Consider the following 22,242-nt stretch of genomic DNA (forward strand, 5'->3'; position numbering starts at 1 on the left):
TATTACACTCCGTTTTGAGTTGTGTCTGTGTATGGGCGAACTTCCATACCATTCTTTAGTTTTGATACGCCAGCAATAACAACACGTTCACCTGCTTTCAAACCTGAAGGTACCGTAATGCAGTTTTTATTGATTGTACCTACTTTGATATAGCGCTTTTCTACAATGTTATTACTGCCAACAACCCAGACAAATTGTTTATTTTTATTGTCAGGTACGACAGCCGTTAGTGGTACGGTCAACGGATTATTATTTTCCTCTGGACACTCAGTTAAGCTTGGCGTCACTTTAACGGTCATTCCTGGTAATATATTAAGACCTTTGAGATCATCTAGACCTAATACTACTGAGAATGTTTGTGTAATTGGATCAGCTTGAGTGGAGTAAGTTCTTAAGCTTAATGGCAATAAATAGCCTGGAATATTATTGATTTCGGCATTGGCTTTATCACATTGCATACCTGACAACATTACAATGTCAGGTATGTTTACCACGACTTCTAAATTATCAAGGTTATGGAGCGTTAATACTGAACTATTTGCTTGAATTTGAATGTGATTATCAATTAATTTGCGACCAATAATACCTGAAAAAGGTGCTTTTAATTGTGTATAAGCGAGCTGATTTTTTGTTTCTTCTAGGCGATTTTGGGCTAAATCGTAACGCTTTAGAAGTTTATCAAGGTCACTTTTTGCAATCGCCTGCGAGTTTTCATAAATTGATTTGCCGCGTAAATAATCTTTTTTAGTGTTATTTAATTCTAGCTGTGCCGCTGAAAACGCGGTTTGAGCATCTTTAGGATCTAACTTAGCTAATAGTTGACCTTTATGTACTTTATCGCCTTCATTTACAAAAATATGGCTAACACGACCACTGACTTGAAATGATAAATCTGCGCGTTCAGCCGAGCGAATGACCCCATTAAAGCTTAAATTGGTGTTTGCTTTTGGCATTACTATTTCAGTTAATGCGAGATTAATGATAGGTGCGGCAACAGGTGTTTCTTTTTGACTGTCACATCCTGACAACAGCACTACCGCTAAAGATAAACTCACGGCCATCGCTAGTTTATTAATTGTTAACGATGTCACATTGGACATTGCTGAATGGTTTTTCACCGTGCTCTCCACTATCATTAAATTGATTAATCATTGTTGTTGCTACAAAGAAGCAAACTTAATGTGCATTTTAGTGATAAAAACAAAGTTGTAAACTACTCAGTGTACTTTTTTGTTTCAGATTGTTAGACTGTACTCATAAAGTGAAATAAAAATATTACGAGGAATCTCTGAAGGATGAAGCAAACGGAACGTAAGCACTTAGCAATTATTGAAGCGGCTAAAGAGGAATTCATAACGCATGGTTTTTTAGCATCAAATATGGATCGTATCTCAACCGAAGCGGCGGTGTCTAAACGAACGCTATATCGTCATTTTGAGAGTAAAGAAGTGTTATTTGTTTCAGTCTTGACCATTATTCAGGAGTCTGTGGCTGAGAATGTTAAGTATGACTTTGATCCAACCAAAACATTAACTGAGCAATTAACGGCCATTACTTGTCGTGAAGCAGATGTTTTGTATTCAACTTATGGTATTCCGTTGTCTCGTACAATTGTGATGGAATTTTTACGGCAGCCAGAATTAGCCTTAAATTTAGTTAAAGATTTATACAGTACAAAAGCGATTACAGATTGGTTTCAGCAAGCGATTGCAGCAGGTTGTATCGTTGATAAAAATGTCATGTTGTTAACAAATATTTATATTAGTTTATTTCAAGGGCTTCTTTTTTGGCCTCAAGTAATGAATTTAGCCCCTAATAGTGAAGGTAAAGCACTAGCAGATAATATTGAAACAATAGTGTCAGTCTTTTTAGCATCGCATATGATTAAAGAATTACCATAATCTATTTTATGAAAATTCAACGATGATAGCGATTAAAAAATAACCTTGTTGAATTTAATTCCCTAGCGTTATAATTCATATATCATATGTGTGTGAGATATTATCATCTCATTGAATAACCCTGTGGAATATAGACAAATGAAAAAATTACTTGCAGCTTCCGTTCTTGTGTTTTCATCAATGTCAGTAATGGCTGCGCCGCAATCAACGCAAGGTGGTTTTAGTGTACCACATGAAGCGGCACCACTTACTCAGGTTCAAGGTGGCTTTAAAGGCCCAAGTGCTATTCCTGTTCTTAATACAGTAAAAGCAGCATTACATGCAGACGACAATGCGGCAGTGGAGCTTACTGGCCATATTGTCTCTTCGATTGGTAAAGACGATTACATGTTTAAAGATGAATCTGGCGAGATAAAAATCGAGATTGATCACGACGATTGGCATGGTATTACCGTCACACCAACCACAAAAATTACTATTCGTGGTGAGATAGATAAAGATTGGACTGTACGTACTATTGATGTTGATACGGTTTCATTAGCGAAATAATTTGTAATTGTGATAACAAAAAAGCCAGTATTACTGGCTTTTTTTAATGGTGTTTTTAAGCATTGAGAATAAATTTTTCAATAACTTGTGCAACACCACTATTATTGTTTGTGTCCGTAATATAGTTTGCGATTGCTTTTGTTGCTTCAGTAGCATTACCCATCGCCACACCTAAACCTGCAAATTCAATCATGTGGTGATCATTACCAGCATCACCCATTGCAATCACTTCATCTTGTTTGATATTTAAGAAATCAGCTAATGCTTTAACACCAACACCTTTATTACTATTGGTGTGCATAAATTCAAGGAAGAAAGGTGCACTTCTTACAATTGTATATTGTTGATATAGCGTTGCGGGTAATTGTGCAATTGCCGCTTCAAGGCGATCTTCTTCATCAATGATCATTACTTTCATGATTTCTTCATTATCATCTAACTCAGAAAAATCAGCGAGTGTGATAGTTAAACCATTAATTTTAGCTTCATGATCCGTGTAATAGTTATGTGCTGGTGTAATTAAGCCCTGGCGACGAGAAAAAGCATGGACATGAACACCAAGATCATGAGCGATCGCGGCAATGGCTTTAGCATCACTACCAATTAAAGTTTGGCTTCTTACCACTTCTTGGCTTGCTACGCGTTGTACTAGAGACGCGTTATATGACAGTACAAAATCATTGTCGCTATTCATATTGAGCTCTTTTAAAGCCCATGTCATTCCTTCAATGGGACGGCCTGATGCTAATACAACATAGGTTCCTTGTTCACGTGCGGCTGCAATCGCTTGCTTATTATGTGCTGAAATTGTGCCGTCTGAACTAAGTAAGGTGCCATCCATATCGAGTGCAACTAATTTGTACATTGTTATTGTCCATTACTAATAAAATACTGGTCTCATAATAAGCAAAATTAGCTATAAAAACGATAAAAAGTCGTATTTATATTTGGCTAAAATGGTTAGTTCTTTACGTAATAAGTAAAGGATTATGGTTGTTGTATTGTTTTAAATTTGTGATTTATTTGTTTAATTTCTTTGTGGTGATGTGATTAATTGTTTAGACTACTAAGTATTATGTGTGTTTGACAGTCAATAAATAAAGGGAAATTATTTATGTATAAGTTATTTATAGCGTCTTTGTTCACGGTAGGTTTTTCAACACAAATAAATGCAGAAGAATGTGGCAAAGTAACGATTGCTGATATGAATTGGAATTCCGCTACTTTAATTGCAAATGTTGATAGCTTTATTCTACAGCACGGTTATGGGTGTGATACTGACTTAGTACCGGGTGATACTATGCCAACCGGAACGTCTATGATCGAGAAAGGTGAACCTGATATCGCACCTGAAATGTGGAGCAACTCATTAAAAAGTGCCCTAGATCGTGGTGTGAAAGAAGGGCGGTTAAAATTTGCAGGGCCGACATTTTCAGATGGTGGTGAAGAAGGGTTCTGGGTCCCTGAATATATGGTCAAAAAAATACCTGAATTAGCGACTATTGCAGGTATAAAAAAGCATGCGAAGTTATTTTTCCATCCTGAAGATCCTGAAAAATCAGCATTTTACGGCTGTCCTGCGGGATGGAACTGCCAAATATCAGCGGGTAATTTATTTACCGCACTTGATTTGGCAAAATTTGAATTTGATTTAATTGATCCAGGTTCTGGTGCCGGTTTGTCAGGTTCAATCGCAAAAGCTTACGAGCGTCAGCAACCTTGGTTTGGTTACTACTGGGCACCAACAGCTGTGCTAGGTAAATATAAAATGGTTAAAGTTGATTTTGGTTCAGGGGTTGATGCGAAATACTTTTCATCGTGTATTACTAATCCTGAGTGTACCGATCCTAAAGTAACCATGTACCCACCTTCAGCGGTCGATACTGTTATCACAACATCGTTTGCTGAACGCTCAAGTGCTGCTGTTAAATACCTTTCTGCACGATCATTTACGAATGCTGAAATGAATGGGTTATTGGCATGGATGGAAGATAATCAGGCCGATGGTGAAGCAGTAATGGTAGAGTTTTTAACGAACCATGAAGATATTTGGACGCCATGGGTATCAACGGATGTTGCCAAGAAAGTGAAAGGCGCATTGAAAGATTTATAAGTAAATGGATGATACTTATGTCAAATGATTCATGGTTAACAGAATTTCCTCAACTTGAACGAGCACAGTTAGTTGAGATAAGAAAAACATTAGATGGCAGTTATCGTGCATTTTCTCGCGAATATGGCGATACCATTGAGGGCTTTTTTGATCCTTTACTGGCTTTTTTAATTTGGTTTGAAAAACTGTTGCTTGCAACTCCATGGTGGCTAGTGATTGCTGTATTAGCAGCGATAGCTTATATGGCCAGCCGCTCTTGGAAGTTGTCACTTGGGGTTGTAATTTCTTTTGTTCTGATTGGTGTTTTTGGAATGTGGGATAATACCATGCGCACCATGAGTATTATTTTAGTCTCCACTTTGGTCGCCATCGCGATAGGGATACCAACAGGCATCGCGATGGCAAGATCTGATCGCATTCAGCGTATCGTGACGCCATTACTTGATGTAATGCAAACCATGCCCGCGTTTGTCTACCTTATTCCTGTGGTGATGTTACTCGGTATCGGTAAGATTCCAGGAGTGATTGCGGTGGTGATTTATGCGGTTCCACCGGTTATTCGTTTAACTAATTTAGGTATTCGTTTAGTGGACGAAGAAGTTTTAGAGGCGGCAACGGCTTATGGTGCAAGCCCAATGCAACGTCTATTTGGAGTGCAAATACCGTTAGCTATGCCAAATATTATGGCTGGAATTAATCAAACCATCATGATGGCGCTAGCAATGGTTGTGATTGCATCAATGATTGGTGTCAAAGGGTTAGGGCAACCTGTTCTTAAATCCATTACCAATCAATATTTCACTTTAGGATTGCTAAATGGATTAGCGATTGTGGCATTAGCGATTATTTTTGATCGTATCTCTCAAAGTTATGCTCAACGGAGCCAGCAGCATTTAGGGGGGACACCCAAATGAGTCATGAACAGCGTAGTACTCCGTGTATTCAAGTTAAAAATCTGTACAAGATCTTTGGTCCCAAAGATAAACAAGTTCTCAAAAAAGTAAAAGCGGGAGAATCTAAAGACGCTATTTTAGCTGAAACAGGTCATACCGTGGGCCTAAGTGATATTAACTTGAATATTTATCCTGGTGAGATTTTTGTCATTATGGGTCTATCTGGTTCAGGAAAGTCGACATTAATACGCCATTTCAATCGATTAATTGAACCGACTGAAGGCAGTATTACGATAGAAAATACAGATGTGATGACCTTAAACGCCAAGCAATTACAGGATTTTCGTCGCCATAAAATGTCGATGGTGTTTCAGCGGTTTGGTTTAATGCCTCATAGAACGGTATTACAAAATGTCGGCTATGGTTTACAGGTGCAAGGCGTTAAAGCAGCGCAGTGGCAACAGCAAGCACAGCAATGGTTAACGACGGTTGGATTGATGGGGTATGAGCAGAGTTACCCTGCTAATTTGTCTGGAGGACAGCAACAACGAGTTGGATTGGCCCGTGCATTATGTACGAATGCTGAAGTATTGTTAATGGATGAGGCTTTTTCTGCATTAGACCCACTTATTAGAAGTGAAATGCAAGATCAACTGATTGAATTACAAGAAAAACTTCATAAGACAATTATATTTATTACTCACGATCTTGATGAAGCTCTTCGCTTAGGTGACCGTATTGCTATTTTACGCGATGGTAAATTAATTCAACAAGGTAAACCGGTTGATATTTTACTTCATCCTGCTGATGATTATGTTGAAGCGTTTGTCAAAGACGTTAATCGTGCTCGTGCGTTAACTGTTGCTACTGTGATGAAACCGCAAGGTGTAAGAATTTCATCTGAAACTATTGGTGAAGCGGTTGCTGAAATGCGTAACGCAAAAGATGATTACGGCTATTTTATCGATGATGAAGGCTATCAAGGTGTGATTACTCAGCAAACGTTAGAAGATGTAAATGTCTCTGACTATAGTAAAGCCATTGATTTATCGATGTTAGAGGATGTACCTGCGATAGCAACTGACGCTTTACTTGAAACTGTGATCCCTGAAACACTTGATAGTGAGCACCCTTTGCCGGTGATTAATGATGTTGGTGACGTTACTGGACGATTGTCTCGTGCGACATTAGCGGAAGCATTAAGCGATCAAGCACCATCTAAATAATCTTCACTTTCTTCTTTATATCGCCATGAATATACTTAGTGATAGCTAGATCACACGAGAATTTTATTCAGTATTGAAGCATTTTGCTTACTTGTTATAGAATGCGAAGTTATAAACATCAGTTTAAATACGCTTTCTACTTTGTAAGGATGAGTAAAATGGGGGCAACTAAAACAGTACTTGTTGTTGATGATGACCAAGAAATCCGTGAATTATTAGATGAGTATTTAACTAAAAATGGGTTTGATGTCATTACTGCGGCTGAAGGCGAAGAAATGAAGCGGCGTTTAGCTGCGGGTTACCCTGATTTGATTTTACTTGACGTTATGATGCCTGGTGATGATGGTTTTACGTTATGCCAATATATTCGTAAAAATTCAAATGTACCTATTATTATGTTAACTGCCGTGTCTGATGAAATGGATCAAATCATTGGTCTTGAAATTGGTGCTGATGATTATATTGCTAAACCGTTCAGTCCTCGGCAGTTATTAGCTCGAATTAAAGCACTATTAAGACGCATTAAACCAACAGAAAGCGTGCAACCATTAGCGGAAGCTCGATTTATTCGTTTTGCTCATTGGCGTCTTGATACTACAACCCATTGTTTATTTGATCTTGATAAAAAACAAGAGTTTGAGTTAACTGGTGGTGATTATACGTTATTGATGCTATTTCTATCTCGGCCACAAGAAATCCTTGATAGAGATACCATTTCTTATGCAACGCGAGGGCGAGATACGTTGCCTTCAGAACGTGGTATTGATGTCGCTTTAAGTCGTTTACGCCAACGATTAGGCGATAAAGGTCGTACTCAGCGTTTAATCAGAACCAGTCGTGGTAATGGCTATATCTTTACTGCCGATGTGACCTACGAAGACGCATAAGATAATAAGAATGACGTTGGATAAAGTGTGATCGCTTGTATGAGCATCACACTTTTTTACTATATGGATAATGGTCAATGAATTGGAAAGTGTTGTACCCGAAATCATTGGTTTCGAGAACATTATGGCTAACATTATTAGCTGTATTTTTGGCACAAGTAATTGCAACGGGTATTTGGTATAGCCAATCAAAACAACGAGATTTGGATGGCTTGCAATCGACATCAGCAAGCATGGCAACAATGTTTGCCTCAACGGTGACCTTTTTCCAATCATTGCCGATGCAATATCGTCATATTGTTTTAGATCAGCTACGTAATATGGGCGGAACCCGTTTTTTTGTTTCTTTTAATGATGAAGAAATTCGTATTGATCCAATTGCAAATTCAGAACAAAAGCAAATGGCTATTTCAGTAATTGAGAAAGTCCTACATCAAAAATTATCACGGCTACCAACAATAAAAGTTGAGTTCTCTCGACCGGAAACATTGCACGTTCTTAAAAATGATATTTTATTGAGCGACTTACCACGATCGTGGGTACATAATACTTTGAGTTTAGAGCCATTAAATCCTCCTATTTTAGTGGTACAGATTGAATTAGAAAAAGATCAATGGCTTTATATTGCAGCGTTATTACCTGCACCTTATATGAATTTAAGATACGAAGTGATCACTCGCCAACAAATGCTATTTTTGGTGTTTATTACCGGTTTATTATTGGTATTTACCTATATCATGGTTCGACGTCAAACCAAGCCATTAAAACAATTAGCAGATGCTGCTAACGCACTAAGTTTAGATATTTATCAACCGCCACTTAAAGAAGAAGGGGCGACGGAACTGGTGATGGCAACACAAGCATTTAATCGTATGCAGCTGCGTTTACGACGCTATATCGAAGATCGAGAACAATTATTCTCATCAATTTCTCATGATTTAAAGACTCCCATTACTCGATTACGGCTGCGGGTTGAACTTATTGATGATGATAAAAAAATAGATAAATTTAATCATGATCTTGATGAATTAGAGATGATGGTGAAAGGGGCTTTACAATGTGTTAAAGACACGGATTTACATGAAAATATTGTCCCTATAGATGTGAATTTACTGTTAGCGAGTATTGCTGAGCGCCATAATCATCGAGATATGAAAGTTACCTTACCAACATTGACCATAGCACCAATCATGGGTAAAGAATTAGGGTTAAAACGTTGTTTAAGTAACCTAATTGATAATGGGGTCAAATATGGTTATAAAGTGACCGTCGCCGTGATTGACAAGCCAGATAAGATAATAATGACAATCACTGATCAAGGTAAGGGGATTCCTGAATCGTCATTGTCGGCAGTGTTTGAACCTTATTTTCGCCTAGCGACGGATGCTGATGGGCATGGCTTAGGAATGGGAATCGCACGTAATATTATCCACGCTCATGGCGGTAAGCTGATTATCAAAAATGGTCTAACACAGGGGTTAATTGTCGTGGTGGTGTTACCTCGCGTCTTGCCCGTTGCATTAGCTTAAGGAAATAGAAAGCATGAAACTAAGGTATTTGATATTAGCTTTAGCAACTTGGCTGCCAGCAACATTATCGCATGCATCGGGACAAGTTGAAGTATTGCATTGGTGGACCTCAAGTGGTGAAGCTAAATCAGTTAAAGTGCTCAAGCAAATGATGGAACAACAACATCATAGTTGGAAAGATTTTGCGGTTGCTGGTGGCGGTGGTGAAAGTGCAATGACCGTTTTGAAAATGCGAGCGGTGTCAGGTAACCCACCAACGGCAGCGCAATTAAAAGGCCATGATATTCAAGAATGGGGGCGATTAGGTTTTCTTACCTCATTAGATGATGTTGCTCAGCAAGAACATTGGGATAATGTACTCCCGCCTGTCGTTGCGAATATCATGAAATATAATAACCATTATGTGGCCGTCCCTATTAATGTCCATCGCGTTAATTGGTTGTGGGTTAATCCTAAAGTATTTAAAGCTGCAGGTGCGACTGTACCAACAACCTTAGTTGAGTTTTTTGAGGCAGCAGATAAAATTAAAGTTGCTGGTTTTATTGCCTTAGCGCATGGTGGTCAGCCTTGGCAAGATGCCACTTTATTTGAAAGTATTGCGTTAGCGGTATTAGGTTCAGCAGATTACCGTAAGGCTTTTGTTGATCTAGATATGGCGGTTATTAACAGCGATAAGATGGTAGAAGTCTTTCAACAGTTTAAACGAATGAAGGCTTATATTGATCCTCAAGCAAGTGGACGTCACTGGAATTCTGCAACTGAAATGGTCATTGATGGTCAAGCAGCGATGCAATTTATGGGAGATTGGGCAAAAGGCGAATTTGCTCAAGTAGGTGACGTACCGGGAAAAGATTATTTGTGTGTACCAGCACCAGGTACTCAGCATCAGTTTACGTTTAACATTGATAGTTTGGCTTTTTTTAAACTAAAAGGCACAGAAGCCGACAATATTGCGCAACATGATTTGGCTAAAACATTGTTAACACCATCTTTTCAAAATATATTTAATCTTAATAAAGGTTCAATTCCAGTTCGATTAGATATGGATATGTCAGCGTTTGATCAATGTGCGTTAGATTCGATGAAAGCTTTTAAGCAAGCATCATTATCTGGGGATTTAGTACCGAGTTTTTCACAAAATTTGGCCACGACAGCCGATGTTCAATCCGCTATTGTTGATGTAGTGAGTGAATTTTTTGATCAGAAAAATCCTAATCCAAAATTAGCGGCATCACGACTTGCGCGAGCAATAAAATCAGCGATATAGTGACAAAGGTTTATATAAGGATAAGAACATGAATATAACCTATTTACCTTGTGTTGAAGTAGAACCTACCGTTGAGGCGACAGCAAGTGTTATCTGGTTGCATGGTTTAGGCTCTAATGGCCATGATTTTGAAGCATTGTTACCAGAGTTACAGTTACCTACTGATATGCCAATACGTTTCATTTTTCCTCATGCAGCTTCTATCCCTGTTACCATTAATGGTGGCGCTGTAATGCCTGCATGGTATGACATTATTTCATTGGATGTAGCTCGCAAACTCAACATAGATCAACTTATTGATTCTGCACAAGGTGTGATGAATTTAATTGATCGAGAGATCAATCGCGGCATTGCCTCTGAGCGAATTATTTTGGCTGGGTTCTCTCAAGGTGGCGCTGTGGTCTATCATGCTGCGCTAAGCTATTCTAAACCGTTAGCAGGGTTACTTGCGTTATCAACGTATTTTCCGACAGCGAATATTATTCAATACAGTGAGTCAAACCGCCTGCTTCCTATTGAGATCATGCATGGTAGTTATGATCCTGTCGTGGTACCAAAACTTGGAGAAATGGCGCGTGATGATCTAATTGCTGCTGGGTATCAACCGCAATGGCGAACATATTCAATGGAACATCAAGTATGTATGCCCCAAATTAAAGATATTGCGCAATGGATTTACGCACGTTTAGGGTAGAAAATGGATGGCGGATGAAACTTATTTATCCGCCTTTAATTGGCATTGGAATTACAGTTATTTTATAGACATTTAACCATGTTAATAAAAATTGAATACATTTAGATAAACAAAAAGATAGTGCTGCACCAGTTATTCCCCAGTAGTATGAAAATAAAGATATTAATAATAAATGAATAACACCAGATATAACTGTTATTGTTGAAATCAATATGGTTTTTTTCTCGTAAAATAAATAGTTATTGATCATTAGATACATTCCACCAAAGATTTGTCCAAGAAAAATAAGACCTACAATACTATTATTGATAACGTAATTTTTACCTGCGATGAACATAATTAATTCAGAGCCATGAAAAAAGAAAAATATTGATATAGCGAGTAAAAAAACAAAATAAGCATAAGTTAAAAGCCATAGTTTATTTTTAGTACTTTTATTGTTTTTATTTAATTTTTCAAATAGCCATGGGTAATAACTTTTATTGATAGCATCAAATACAAAAATAAAAACAGTGCTAATTTGAAATATAACTAGATATGACGAAATAGCAGTAAGACCAAGGATACCACTAATAATAAATTTATCGGCACCAACTAGAATAAAAATTCCGACAGAATGGGGAACTAATGGTAGACCTACTTTTAAAATATCTTTTATGGTGGAAATTGATATTTGAGATAAAACAAGCCAATTATTTTTGATAATAATAAAAATTGAACATAAAAAAAAACCGCAGAAATTGTCAGTAAGGCGTAGATTCTCGCGTCTATTTTGTCGTGTAATATATATAGCAGGATTAATGTAAATAATGAAGAAAATATAACGTAACAAGAGTTATAGAGCGAATATCTATATGCTTGTTTTCTCATTTGCCATTGCCATAAACAAAATTGAATAAAGGTTTGTGCGATAGCAATGATCATCGCATATAGAATCCATAATTCTGGCAGTGATAATAATTCAGATAAGAATGATAAATGTGTAAATAATAGCGAGGTGAAAAGTGAAATAGAAAAGATAAGTATGATGATGCAGCCACTATTATAGTGTTGAATGTCTTTGTGTGTAGCTTCTTTATCAAAAAATTTTATATTTGAAGCTTGAAAAACATTGAGATGGATAAATGATAACAAACCAAAAATCAATGTTTGGAATAATACAATCTGACTATATTCTTCAGCAGAAAGAAAGCGGGTTAAAAAGGGTAATAGAAACAGTAATGATAAGCCATTTAAAATGTTGGATATTAAATAAGCTGATGATTTTTTTAAAAAAGACGTCATAGAATATCCTATTCATATATGCTTTCTTATTTTTACAATACTAATATTAAGCAATATTTATACCAATAAAAACATTATTTGATTTATTTTCTAAATTTAAAAAAAGCCAATTTTATTCGATACCATAGCTGTCGTAAGGATGCGAATTTGTATCGATTTCGCGTCGTTATTTCTATTTTTGCGCCTGTTATCTTTGCAAATTGCGACTTAAATTGTATTTCCCATTGCTCGCCATATCTTTTTGCAAAACATTTTTCCATTTCAGCTTGTGCTAGGCAGCGATATTCATACGCTGATTCATCTGCAAGTTTTAATTTATGTGCTTGATTTGTAATCCAATGTACCCACAGGTCGCGTGATACAACGGCTGTTAATCCATGATTTAACGCCATATGCTGAAGCTCAATATCGATACCATGTCCTCTTTTTAAGTCGGTGTTGAAATAAGCGGCATGTTTTTTGTAACAGATAGATAACAATTGGTGCGAAACGAGAGTCATAATCGGCTGTGCTGAATAGGTTGAACGATAGGGTATATTGTGGTGAGTAAGATCATGGTGGGATTGTTCAGGACTAATTGTTTCTGTCTCTCCCCCCTCTAGAGAAGCCATAACCACGCCAAATGACGCTGACAGTTCATCAATTGTTTGATGGCAGATATCAAGATAGTTAACGATGGGATCGAGTTTTGCACTGGTTGTTATCAATAAATAGTAATCAGAAGGGCGATAAGTCATAAGAAATTTGAGGGTTACATTTGCTTGCCCAGAAAAACGAACATTAAAGGGTAATGCTAAATTGGTTGAAAGTGCTGGCGGGGCTTTGTCTGAGCCGTTATCAACAACAATGATGTGATCTTGAGAGAAATTGTTCTTAATTAGACAGTCGTACGTCTCATCCGTTTGCTTTGGAAGATTATAGTTAAATATAACACATTGTATTTTCATTAATTATTATCCATAGGTCGCGTTATGAATAGAATGATGAGCAGAGTAATGATTGTGGATGTTTCCTTACTCGATCGTTTAATTGCATTGATATACAGTGTAGTAAGTTTTCCTGTATGGATTTGTTATGCAGTTCAAAACTATAGCTTATGTGGACGAGTCTTAAGTCGGTATGAGTATTGTTGTGGTTTTGATTATCGATTTTATCAAACCAGCCGATTAGCAAGATTGTTGGCTGTTGTAAAAGGGGAATTACATCTTATTGGTTTTTCACCGAAAATTGCTTATAGCAGTGATAATCAATATGTTGGTGCTTTTTCAGCGCGAGATATTCATGAAAATTTAGGTATTACTCCACCAGAATACAACCATTTAAGTGATGATATGGAATTGAAGATGTACTGGTGGAAAAAGATAATATATCCACTGGTATATGCTTATTCTTTATTATTTAAAGTGACACATAAGCCCATTAATCAACGCATAAAATGGTTTGGCATTGAAGTTTTTAACGGTCAACAAACGGTTGCATTAAACATAATTAAACAATTGATTATAGCGATACCTAAAAAGACGCCAAGTCTAATAGGTTATGTTAACGCTGATTGCTTAAATAAGTTAAAAGACAGTCGTCAATATCGTAAAAACTTAGGTAAGTTCAATTTAGTGTTACCTGACGGTGTTGGTCTAAAGTGGGCGTTAAGGATCAAAGGCGTGCCACCTGGTGACAATATTAATGGTACTGATTTCAGTCCCAAAATTTTGGAATTAGCGGCACAAGAGAATTGGTCTGTATTTTTTCTTGGTGGTGAAGGAGATATTTCAAAAAATGCGCTCGCTAAATTTAAGGATATGTACCCTAATTTAAATATTGCTGGCAGTCATCACGGTTTTTTTTATGATGATAAGTTGGTTATTGATTATATAAATGAATCAAAAGCTCAGATCTTATTTGTTGGATTTGGTTCGCCTATACAAGAGCAATGGGTTGCTGACAATTATAAACATTTAACAGTTAAAATTGTTATTTGTGTCGGTGGAATGTTTGATTTTTATGCAGGAAAAGTACAAAGGGCCCCTTTACTCGTAAGACAAATTGGATGTGAATGGTTATATCGGCTATACCAGGAACCTAAGCGGTTATGGAATCGTTATATCGTCGGTAATGCGAATTTTATATTTTGGAATGTTTCACATGCATTAGACATTAGAATTTTTATTTTTAATTTCTTTTCGAGAACTATTGATATAATTGTTTCTTCTGTGGCACTAATAATATGGGGACCATTCCATATTATTTTATATGGTTTATTATTTATTACAGAGCGAAAAAACCCAATATTTAAACAAGTAAGAGTTGGCAAAAATGGTCATCGCTTTATTATGTATAAATATACAACAATGGATAGTGATATCATATTAGAAGAAGATGAATTTAAGCAATACGTGAGTGATGGAATCAGATATAAAAACAAATTAGACCCAAGAATAACAAGATTAGGATTTTGGTTAAGAAAGTTTTCTATTGATGAAATCCCTCAATTTCTCAATGTATTAAAAGGTGATATGAAGCTAGTTGGTCCACGACCAGCTTTAGAAAATGAAGTTGAAAAATATACTCAAGTGCATAAATTACGCTTACTTGTTAAGCCAGGAATGACTGGATTATGGCAAGTTTCAGGTCGTTCTGAGTTATCATGCAAAAAGCAATTTGAGTTAGACTTAAATTATGTTATGACGAGATCAATAGTGTTAGATCTCATTATTTTAATTAAAACTATTCCTGCTGTTTTTAGTGCGAAAGGAGCAATGTAATGCATGCTCTTACTATTTTGTTAATTATTGGAATGTTGTTAGGTTGTGCAAGTGAGCGCACAATTAATAGTTATAGTTCTACTAAATGTTTAAATTATTGTAATGAAAATTGCAATTATCATTCAGACCAAAAATATACAAATAGTAATATCTCTGGAAATATTAATAATAATATAGATCGAATTTTGAATAAAAATGAAATATTATCAGCTGGTGATGTGCTAAATATTAATATTTTGAATAATATTACATTATCTAAAGATTATATAATAAAATCAAATGGCAAGATATATCTACCTTGGATTGCTCCGATACAGGCTGAAGGACTGTCTATTGATGAACTAAATGAAAAAATACTAACTTCTTATATTGTTAATGATATTTTCAAAAAGGACAGTTTTTATCCTATTATCACTGTTATAAAATATGCTCCTATTTCAATAAAAATTAATGGAGAGGTCTTTAAACCAGGATTTATCATTATTAATAAAAATGATCCTATACTTAATCATTATAAGGATTTAGGTATTTCTCATACAGAGGATAAAATGCTTACTTTAGCGATTAAACTAGCAGGAGGAATAAAACCGACTGCGGATATAACAAATGTTAGATTAGTTCGTGGTGGGGTAAGTTATATAATTGATCTTAATGGTGTTTTAAGTGATGGTGGTTTTAAAGATATTCCATTGGCAAATGGTGATGAAATTTATATTGGATCTTCATTATGTGTTGATGCTGATTTAATTCGAGTTTCAAAGATAACACCAATAGGTATTAAATTATTTTTATCTAATACAACAATTCCTGCAGAAAATAATAATTTAAGTAATATTAATCGTGATACTAGAGAGATGCCTTATGGATCTCGGCTTATGGATGCAGTGTTTAGTGCCAATTGTATGGGCGGGACAGAATCGACGAATAGTGGTCGAGGGGTTTTATTAATAACGTCCTTAAATAATGATGATAATCTAGTGGCATTAAAAATTGGGACATATGATTTAGTTAAGCATAGGAATAATCCACATTATAATCCTTATTTAATGAATGGAGATAAAATTGCTTGTTATGATTCTGGAATGACAAATTATTTAGCAATAATAAAGTCATTAACTGAAACATTATTACCAATAACTCTTATGCATGGATTAATAGGATGGTAATTAAAGCATTAAAAAGTAATATTTTATTATTTATTTTAGGGCTTATTTTTATATGGGGTATTTTGCTTAGTGCTTTGATGTTGAAGAATAAACATGAAGGAAGGTTAACTATTATATTTCCTTCTTCTCAATCAGATACACGATTGAGATTATCAAGTATTGGTGAGATGACGACAAATAATCAATCAATATTTTCTAATATGAAAATAGATCCCAAAGAAACATATAAAGAAATTATTATGAGTAATGAGATGAGAGTCAATATTGCAGATGATCTTGACTTGACATTTTTTAGTATACCGGCACCAAAAATCACAAATGTTCCTCAAACACCATTGATTAAAATTTCTATGATTAGCGAGCATAAGAAAAATTTGGTGTCGATGCTAGATTCTTTACTTTATAATTTAAATAATAAAATAGAAGAAAAGCGAATTAAGTATATTGAGTTCAGAAATGCATCCAATAAAATAAAAATTGATAATTCTAAATTTAAAATAGACTTGTTAACAGAGAAAATAAAAAATATTAGAGTTGAATATAATCTATTACATGATGATTCTAATGATTATTATTCTGAAAAATTATTTAAGCTTGATGATATTTTACGTAATAAAAAAATTGAATTAATATCATTGAGGACGAAATTAGATCAATTTGAGAAAATATTAAAATTATCAGCAGCGGAAGCTTCTTTAGCATTATATATTAACTCTGATTATATTTTGAAACAGCTTTATCAAGAAAGAGCTGAAGTATCATCAAAATTATCATTGCTATCTGCTGTTAGTGGCCTTAATAACCCAGATTATAAAAACACAAAAGAAGAATATAATCAGTTAACTAACAATATAAATATTAGACTATCTTTCTTAAGTAAAGGTCTGAATGATATTAATTCAAAGCGACTTATTTTGAATATCGATATAGATGAACGTTCAGAAATGTTTAAAATTTATATTGTTAATAAAATAGAATATCAAGCTGTTGTTAATGAATTTAATCAACTTGGCGTTGAAGTTAAAGAATTGAAAAACACATTAATAGAAATGTTAGATAAACAAAATCAATTAGAAATGCTAACGAAAAAACTAGAACTCCATGAGGCTATATACTTTTCAAAGTTAAGTAATGAACAGACTTATATTGATGATGCAGAATATATTTATCCTGATGTTCAATTATGGGAAGGTGCGAAAATAGTGAGTGAAAAAGGTAAATTTACGCATGTCATTATAATTGTTATTGGTATTATTACTTCTATTATTTGGGTTGTTATTTTATGTCTATTTTACAAAAAACGACATTTAAAAATTTAGATGAAAAAATAATATACTTTACGATAATCCTTACTTATCCATTATATTTAATCGGTGGTTTATATTTAATCGGTCCGATTTTAGCTTGGGTTTTGCTTTGTCGTTCTTTAGTTGTTATTTTTAACTTAAAAACAAAAATACATTATTTATCAATTTGTTGGATAGTTTCTATTTTATTAATTGAAGTTGTTGTTGTTATTGGATCATTGAATACTGGCCATAGTATATTAATGACAATAAAGTCAACAATTGGTTGGGCTAAAGGATGGGCATTAATCGGAATATTTATATTTATAGGGTCTATTTTGCCTATTCGATATTATGTTTTTCAGCGAGCGATAATAAACATATTATGGCAAAGTTTATTAATATCACCTTTTCTTATTATTGTCGCTTTCCTTAATTTTCCTACTTTACTTTATACATCGCCGTTAAAAATTTTTGGTGGTGGGGGCGAACAGTTCTTTAAAGTGTGGTTATATTGGAATGATTTAAATACAGGGTTACCAAGATGGCAATTATTCGCGCCTTGGTCTCCTGCGTTAGCGTTTTATGCATTATTAGCTTTATCAGTTATTTTACCTCGACCATCAGATAAGACAAAGTACATTGCATTATTTTCTGCTGTTGTTTTAGTCCTCTTATCTGAATCGAGAGCTGGAATTGTCATATTACTGATGTTGATATTTATATATGCAATTAGCTATTTTTTTGATGTGATATTTATTCTATTTATGATGCTCATTTGTTGTTTGTTGTTTGGTGTTTTTTTTAACGAAATAGCTGAAGGTGTTTCTGGTTTAGTGAATTATATTAATAGTATGCGATCAAAATCTAGTATGATAAGACAAACATTAAATGATATTGGTTTGTATCGATGGTATAACGAATCTTTTTGGTTCGGGCATGGAAATGTTGAACGAGGCCCTCATATTGTACAATTTATGCCAATAGGAAGTCATCATACATTTATTGGGTTATTATTCATAAAGGGAATAATAGGTTTGTTACTCTATTTTATTCCTTTAGTCGTAACTACTTTATATTTATTTATTAAGAGTTTTATACGGCGTGATTATTTGTCAGGATTTTTTGTTATTCTGATTTTTTTCATGTATTCATTTACTGAGAATATTGAGATTTTATCTTATTTGATGTGGCCAGGATGGCTATTTATTGGAATGGCTTTACGAGCATGTTTTTATGATTGTCATTTTAATGAGATTGACTTTGAAGATAACGGCCAAGTGTTTGTTGAGCGAAAGTAAATATTCGAGAAAATACTACTTTTGGCAATATGACTAATAATATACTTGAACCTAGTGTCACAATCGTTCTTGTCGGCTCTTCAATTACTATTTTAGGATAAATCCGTATAGCTTTAAATATGTAGCAGATAGATTCTTTCTTTTTATTTTTTATTATAGCCCAACGTGATATGTATCGTAACTGATAAGCGAGTGCTTTATGTCTATATTGTTTAATTAGATTAGGATTATAATTCCGCACTTTAGTATTCATTTTTAACCAATTCAAGAGTTGTTTTTTATAATCAGAAGATAAGCCCTGAACATTTATTCTATAAATTGTTAGTGGAAAAGCTAACCCTTTCATTTTTAGATTTGTAATAGTCGATAATCGCATCCAACACTCAATATCTTCAGATTGGGTTAATGATTCATCAAAAAATTGTATGTCAGCATGGTGTTTTTTACAATAAAAGCCAATTTTTTTTAAGACAACGGTTTTAATCACGGCAGATGATCCATTACCTATAGGATTTCGGCAATAAAGATCGCTAATTGTGATGTTATTTATTTTTGGCGTCTGCTGTAGGTTAAGGGGTTTATTATCCATGTTAATAAGCTTTGATTGGCTATAGCTCATAGAAATAGTTGGGTTCAGTTGGTGTAAATAATAATGAGCCTTTAATTTATCTTTATGCCATAAATCATCGCCATCTAGAAAAGCGATAAATTGGCCTTTAGCATGACGAATACCCGTATTTCTTGCACCACTTAAGCCTCGGTTTTCTTGCTCGATAAGTTGAAACCGCTCATCTTTTTCTGCAAAATTTTTACAGATATTAACAGAGTTATCTTTACTGCCATCGTTAACCATTAGCACCTCAAAATTTGAGAAGCTTTGCAGCAATATCGATTTTAGACTGTCATATAGATAATCCTCTACGTTATAGATCGGTATTACAATCGAAAAAAAAGGGATATTAGAAAAAGCCATATTTTGCCACCAATTCATCAACATGAATATCATTGGATATGTCATTTAAAATATGTCGCTCATTACGGGTAAGTGTCAGAGCTCGTTCAATTACTTTTCTCTCAACGTGCCGAGGTACAACAACAATACCTTCATTATCAGCGTAAATTAGACAGTTTGGTTCAACAATTACATTATCAAGCGTAATTGTTTTATTGAAATGTTCAACAACGGCTCTATTTTTAACATCTTGGCAGTTATAGCCTGTAGAAAACACAGGATAATTGAGGTTTGCAACATTTTGGCTATCACGGGTTACACCGCCAACAATTGTGCCAATAGCACCAGAACGAATAGCAAGATTAGCATTCAACTCACCAAAGTAGGCATAATCAGAAATTTCATTCTCAACCACAATAATGTCATTAGGAACAATATATTTATATGTATTTAACGCGTTGTAGATTCCTGATGGAGATTCATCTTGCTTTTTTTTGCGAAGCTTTAATGTTTTTGCTCGCCCAAAAATCTTAGTGGGGGTATAGGGTTTCAGTGTTGTGATTATTTGGTTTGGGTAACCCAATTCATCTAATATGTCAGATAATATCGCGCTTGATATGGATGCGGAAATATTTTGTAGTAAGTGATTTTCTTTTTCTCGTATTCCTGCAGCGATGAGGTTGGCTAGTTGAAAATCTTCAGCCCAATTGACATCAATCGCTTCTATCGGTGTTGCGTATATAAGATGGGGATTATTTCCGACACGTCTTTTTAACGTAAGCGCATTGTCACGATACATAATATACATCCCCATAGTTTCTATGATTGTATCAGTAAGGTCGACACTATTGGGTATATGCGCTATATCATAAGCAGGGCGGTTATTATGCCATAGATATTGTTTTTCTTTTTTTACCATTACCGCACTGTCATAGTCAGGATTATTTATTAGTGTTGCGAGGGTATCTTCAATCGTTTGAATCTCAATAAATGGGCTTGTACATAAAACCTGTAAATAAATATCAGCATTAATATGTAAAACTTCATTTAAAAATAATGCATTACCATCAGTTGTGTTACTGGCTAGCTGCGGTTCACGTTTCATTATGTGTATTGGAAGTTCGCTGGCGATTTCTATGAAGTCATCGCTATCAGTATCTAGCCATACCTCATCGATAGATGGGCATTTTATTAGTTTCTCTAACATGTTGATAAAAAGTGGCTTACCATCAAGTAGTTGGCTGTTTTTTGAAGGTATGCGATCACTATTTCCCTTTGCTGGAACAACGGCGACTATTTTCATATTTTCTTCCTGTAAATACGAGTGTAAACACCTAAAATATGTTGAGCATCATTACGATATACTATAACAATAGTATTAATATTGTGCTGTTGCATCAGTTGTTCTGCATCATGTACCGTATGACTATCATCTAAAGTTACAGGATTGGTGGACATAATTTCTTTTGCTGGAATATGTTGCCAGTGCTCAGGGTTATGAGAGATAGCACGATTTAAATCTCCTTCAGTTATCAGCCCTTCAAGCCGCTGCTGGTTACCGATGAGCACGCATCCTTGATGGCCGCATAATAATTGCGATAGTACTTGTTGTAATGGCGTGTCTTTATCGATGGTAGGTACTGATTTTAATTGGGTTTTAATGGGTTTTAAGGCATGCAAACCAAGATTGCCATGTGGGTGATTATGGGCAAAAATATTTTTAGAAAATGCATGATAGTTAGCGATTGCTATGGTGATAGCATCGCCCATCACTAAAGCACAAGTTGTTGACGATGTTGGTAATATATTGTGTGGATCTGCTTCTGTTAATGATCCCGCAATAAGATTGAGATCTGCCTGCATAGCGACACTGTTGGAGTGATTTCGCGTTAACGTAACGATAGGAATATGGCGATGTTTTAGCTGCGATTGTAAGGCGAGTATTTCCGCTGTTTCTCCAGAGTTAGAGATTAAAAAAGCCAGATCATGATGATTTAAAGGACCTATATCGCCATGCATTGCCTCGCTAGCATGAAGATACGTAGCATTGATGCCTAGACTTTTGATGGAACTGGCGATTTTTTTTGCAATATGTCCCGATTTACCTATTCCGACAAAGATTATTTGACCGGTCTGATGTCGAATTAATGTCGTCAGGACTTCAGATTGGGTGGTGGTTAATTGGCGCCGCATATTCTGAAGAGCACCAATTTGTAATGATATTGAATCAGAGATTAGTGAATGCATACTATGTTTTGCCTCAATTTTGATTATTATTCTTAAAAATAAGCAAATATTAAGCCAATAGCATAGTATTTTATTTGAGATGTTGATTATCAATTACTGATATATTGTCTCATTAAGGGGACATTTCCCTAGAAATAAGCGGTTTTATTTTATCTTTTATTTTGAATGTTTATTTTGCTTTGCTT

General features: G+C 35.0%; 20 protein-coding genes. 13 read left to right on the forward strand and 7 right to left on the reverse strand.

From position 1 onward, the window contains the following. Positions 1 to 2 precede the first annotated feature (2 nt). Entirely contained in the window at positions 3 to 1,100 is a 1,098-nt protein-coding gene (locus VXS03_RS16990; RefSeq protein WP_327765116.1) for an efflux RND transporter periplasmic adaptor subunit, read from the reverse strand. A gap of 195 nt (positions 1,101 to 1,295) precedes the next feature. Between VXS03_RS16990 and VXS03_RS16995 the strand changes: the two genes are divergently transcribed. Together VXS03_RS16995 and VXS03_RS17000 are read left to right on the forward strand one after the other, a co-directional pair. After that, on the forward strand, positions 1,296 to 1,901 hold the full coding sequence (locus VXS03_RS16995; RefSeq protein WP_327765076.1) for a TetR/AcrR family transcriptional regulator: 606 nt from the start codon (positions 1,296 to 1,298) through the stop codon (positions 1,899 to 1,901). 138 nt (positions 1,902 to 2,039) lie between these two features. After that, complete coding sequence (locus VXS03_RS17000) at positions 2,040 to 2,450, forward strand: YgiW/YdeI family stress tolerance OB fold protein (protein WP_327765077.1); 411 nt, start codon at positions 2,040 to 2,042, stop codon at positions 2,448 to 2,450. A gap of 55 nt (positions 2,451 to 2,505) precedes the next feature. Here the strand turns inward: VXS03_RS17000 and yidA are convergent, their stop codons facing one another. Next, a complete protein-coding gene (gene yidA, locus VXS03_RS17005; RefSeq protein WP_327765078.1) occupies positions 2,506 to 3,315 on the reverse strand; it encodes a sugar-phosphatase in 810 nt (269 codons plus the stop codon). A gap of 249 nt (positions 3,316 to 3,564) precedes the next feature. On the opposite strand from yidA, the gene VXS03_RS17010 reads away from it, so the two are divergent. The 7 genes from VXS03_RS17010 (at position 3,565) to VXS03_RS17040 (ending at position 11,059) form a co-directional block, all read left to right on the forward strand. Beyond that, positions 3,565 to 4,563: an ABC transporter substrate-binding protein gene (locus tag VXS03_RS17010; RefSeq protein WP_327765079.1), complete on the forward strand. Its 999-nt coding sequence runs from the start codon at positions 3,565 to 3,567 to the stop codon at positions 4,561 to 4,563. Between the two features lie 17 nt (positions 4,564 to 4,580). Continuing rightward, a complete protein-coding gene (locus tag VXS03_RS17015) occupies positions 4,581 to 5,477 on the forward strand; it encodes an ABC transporter permease (RefSeq protein ID WP_327765080.1) in 897 nt (298 codons plus the stop codon). After that, entirely contained in the window at positions 5,474 to 6,682 is a 1,209-nt protein-coding gene (locus VXS03_RS17020; RefSeq protein WP_327765081.1) for a quaternary amine ABC transporter ATP-binding protein, read from the forward strand. Before VXS03_RS17015 ends, VXS03_RS17020 begins: the two co-directional genes overlap by 4 nt. A 158-nt stretch (positions 6,683 to 6,840) precedes the next feature. Continuing rightward, a complete protein-coding gene (locus tag VXS03_RS17025; RefSeq protein ID WP_327765082.1) occupies positions 6,841 to 7,569 on the forward strand; it encodes a response regulator transcription factor in 729 nt (242 codons plus the stop codon). Positions 7,570 to 7,646: 77 nt separating this feature from the next. Further along, positions 7,647 to 9,098: an ATP-binding protein gene (locus VXS03_RS17030; protein ID WP_327765083.1), complete on the forward strand. Its 1,452-nt coding sequence runs from the start codon at positions 7,647 to 7,649 to the stop codon at positions 9,096 to 9,098. Between the two features lie 13 nt (positions 9,099 to 9,111). Next, positions 9,112 to 10,365 (forward strand): ABC transporter substrate-binding protein, encoded by a 1,254-nt coding sequence (locus VXS03_RS17035; RefSeq protein ID WP_327765084.1) that lies wholly within the window; start codon positions 9,112 to 9,114, stop codon positions 10,363 to 10,365. Positions 10,366 to 10,399: 34 nt separating this feature from the next. Further along, a complete protein-coding gene (locus VXS03_RS17040) occupies positions 10,400 to 11,059 on the forward strand; it encodes an alpha/beta hydrolase (RefSeq protein ID WP_442957460.1) in 660 nt (219 codons plus the stop codon). Between the two features lie 25 nt (positions 11,060 to 11,084). On the opposite strand, the gene VXS03_RS17045 is transcribed toward VXS03_RS17040, so the two are convergent. Then, on the reverse strand, positions 11,085 to 11,891 hold the full coding sequence (locus VXS03_RS17045) for a hypothetical protein (protein WP_327765086.1): 807 nt from the start codon (positions 11,889 to 11,891) through the stop codon (positions 11,085 to 11,087). Between the two features lie 535 nt (positions 11,892 to 12,426). Further along, positions 12,427 to 13,290 (reverse strand): hypothetical protein, encoded by an 864-nt coding sequence (locus tag VXS03_RS17050; protein WP_327765087.1) that lies wholly within the window; start codon positions 13,288 to 13,290, stop codon positions 12,427 to 12,429. A 24-nt stretch (positions 13,291 to 13,314) separates the two neighbouring features. Between VXS03_RS17050 and VXS03_RS17055 the strand changes: the two genes are divergently transcribed. From VXS03_RS17055 to VXS03_RS17070, 4 genes are read left to right on the forward strand one after another with little or no spacing between them, the layout of a single operon-like run. Beyond that, positions 13,315 to 15,105 (forward strand): WecB/TagA/CpsF family glycosyltransferase, encoded by a 1,791-nt coding sequence (locus VXS03_RS17055; protein WP_327765088.1) that lies wholly within the window; start codon positions 13,315 to 13,317, stop codon positions 15,103 to 15,105. Beyond that, a complete protein-coding gene (locus tag VXS03_RS17060; protein ID WP_327765089.1) occupies positions 15,105 to 16,271 on the forward strand; it encodes a polysaccharide biosynthesis/export family protein in 1,167 nt (388 codons plus the stop codon). Before VXS03_RS17055 ends, VXS03_RS17060 begins: the two co-directional genes overlap by 1 nt. Then, positions 16,265 to 17,590 (forward strand): hypothetical protein, encoded by a 1,326-nt coding sequence (locus VXS03_RS17065; protein ID WP_327765090.1) that lies wholly within the window; start codon positions 16,265 to 16,267, stop codon positions 17,588 to 17,590. The genes VXS03_RS17060 and VXS03_RS17065 overlap by 7 nt, the downstream gene beginning before the upstream one ends. After that, the gene (locus VXS03_RS17070) at positions 17,554 to 18,858 is read left to right on the forward strand and encodes an O-antigen ligase family protein (RefSeq protein WP_327765091.1); all 1,305 of its coding nucleotides are present in this window, start codon (positions 17,554 to 17,556) and stop codon (positions 18,856 to 18,858) included. Before VXS03_RS17065 ends, VXS03_RS17070 begins: the two co-directional genes overlap by 37 nt. On the opposite strand, the gene VXS03_RS17075 is transcribed toward VXS03_RS17070, so the two are convergent. Genes VXS03_RS17075 through VXS03_RS17085 form a run of 3 tightly spaced genes read right to left on the reverse strand, consistent with a single transcriptional unit; the run spans position 18,806 to position 22,057 of the window. Further along, positions 18,806 to 19,831: a glycosyltransferase family 2 protein gene (locus tag VXS03_RS17075; protein WP_327765092.1), complete on the reverse strand. Its 1,026-nt coding sequence runs from the start codon at positions 19,829 to 19,831 to the stop codon at positions 18,806 to 18,808. The two genes, VXS03_RS17070 and VXS03_RS17075, sit on opposite strands and share 53 nt — an antisense overlap. Beyond that, positions 19,818 to 21,113 (reverse strand): cytidylyltransferase domain-containing protein, encoded by a 1,296-nt coding sequence (locus VXS03_RS17080; protein WP_327765093.1) that lies wholly within the window; start codon positions 21,111 to 21,113, stop codon positions 19,818 to 19,820. The genes VXS03_RS17075 and VXS03_RS17080 overlap by 14 nt, the downstream gene beginning before the upstream one ends. Continuing rightward, complete coding sequence (locus VXS03_RS17085; RefSeq protein ID WP_327765094.1) at positions 21,110 to 22,057, reverse strand: KpsF/GutQ family sugar-phosphate isomerase; 948 nt, start codon at positions 22,055 to 22,057, stop codon at positions 21,110 to 21,112. The genes VXS03_RS17080 and VXS03_RS17085 overlap by 4 nt, the downstream gene beginning before the upstream one ends. Positions 22,058 to 22,242: the final 185 nt, after the last annotated feature.

It is taken from the genome of Photobacterium sp. S4TG1, from assembly GCF_036040035.1.
Taxonomy (GTDB): Bacteria; Pseudomonadota; Gammaproteobacteria; order Enterobacterales; family Vibrionaceae; genus Photobacterium.

Bases quoted from the DNA above. Each gene is read 5' to 3' on its own strand.
- VXS03_RS17070 (WP_327765091.1), top strand. From the start codon at position 17,554: ATGTCTATTTTACAAAAAACGACATTTAAAAATTTAGATGAAAAAATA.
- VXS03_RS17065 (WP_327765090.1), top strand. From the start codon at position 16,265: ATGGTAATTAAAGCATTAAAAAGTAATATTTTATTATTTATTTTAGGG.
- VXS03_RS17025 (WP_327765082.1), top strand. From the start codon at position 6,841: ATGGGGGCAACTAAAACAGTACTTGTTGTTGATGATGACCAAGAAATC.
- VXS03_RS17085 (WP_327765094.1), bottom strand. From the start codon at position 22,057: ATGCATTCACTAATCTCTGATTCAATATCATTACAAATTGGTGCTCTT.
- VXS03_RS17030 (WP_327765083.1), top strand. From the start codon at position 7,647: ATGAATTGGAAAGTGTTGTACCCGAAATCATTGGTTTCGAGAACATTA.
- VXS03_RS17075 (WP_327765092.1), bottom strand. From the start codon at position 19,831: ATGGCTTTTTCTAATATCCCTTTTTTTTCGATTGTAATACCGATCTAT.
- VXS03_RS17050 (WP_327765087.1), bottom strand. From the start codon at position 13,290: ATGAAAATACAATGTGTTATATTTAACTATAATCTTCCAAAGCAAACG.
- VXS03_RS17035 (WP_327765084.1), top strand. From the start codon at position 9,112: ATGAAACTAAGGTATTTGATATTAGCTTTAGCAACTTGGCTGCCAGCA.
- VXS03_RS17055 (WP_327765088.1), top strand. From the start codon at position 13,315: ATGAATAGAATGATGAGCAGAGTAATGATTGTGGATGTTTCCTTACTC.
- VXS03_RS17015 (WP_327765080.1), top strand. From the start codon at position 4,581: ATGTCAAATGATTCATGGTTAACAGAATTTCCTCAACTTGAACGAGCA.
- VXS03_RS17020 (WP_327765081.1), top strand. From the start codon at position 5,474: ATGAGTCATGAACAGCGTAGTACTCCGTGTATTCAAGTTAAAAATCTG.
- VXS03_RS17060 (WP_327765089.1), top strand. From the start codon at position 15,105: ATGCATGCTCTTACTATTTTGTTAATTATTGGAATGTTGTTAGGTTGT.
- VXS03_RS16995 (WP_327765076.1), top strand. From the start codon at position 1,296: ATGAAGCAAACGGAACGTAAGCACTTAGCAATTATTGAAGCGGCTAAA.
- VXS03_RS17000 (WP_327765077.1), top strand. From the start codon at position 2,040: ATGAAAAAATTACTTGCAGCTTCCGTTCTTGTGTTTTCATCAATGTCA.
- VXS03_RS16990 (WP_327765116.1), bottom strand. From the start codon at position 1,100: ATGTCCAATGTGACATCGTTAACAATTAATAAACTAGCGATGGCCGTG.
- yidA (WP_327765078.1), bottom strand. From the start codon at position 3,315: ATGTACAAATTAGTTGCACTCGATATGGATGGCACCTTACTTAGTTCA.
- VXS03_RS17080 (WP_327765093.1), bottom strand. From the start codon at position 21,113: ATGAAAATAGTCGCCGTTGTTCCAGCAAAGGGAAATAGTGATCGCATA.
- VXS03_RS17010 (WP_327765079.1), top strand. From the start codon at position 3,565: ATGTATAAGTTATTTATAGCGTCTTTGTTCACGGTAGGTTTTTCAACA.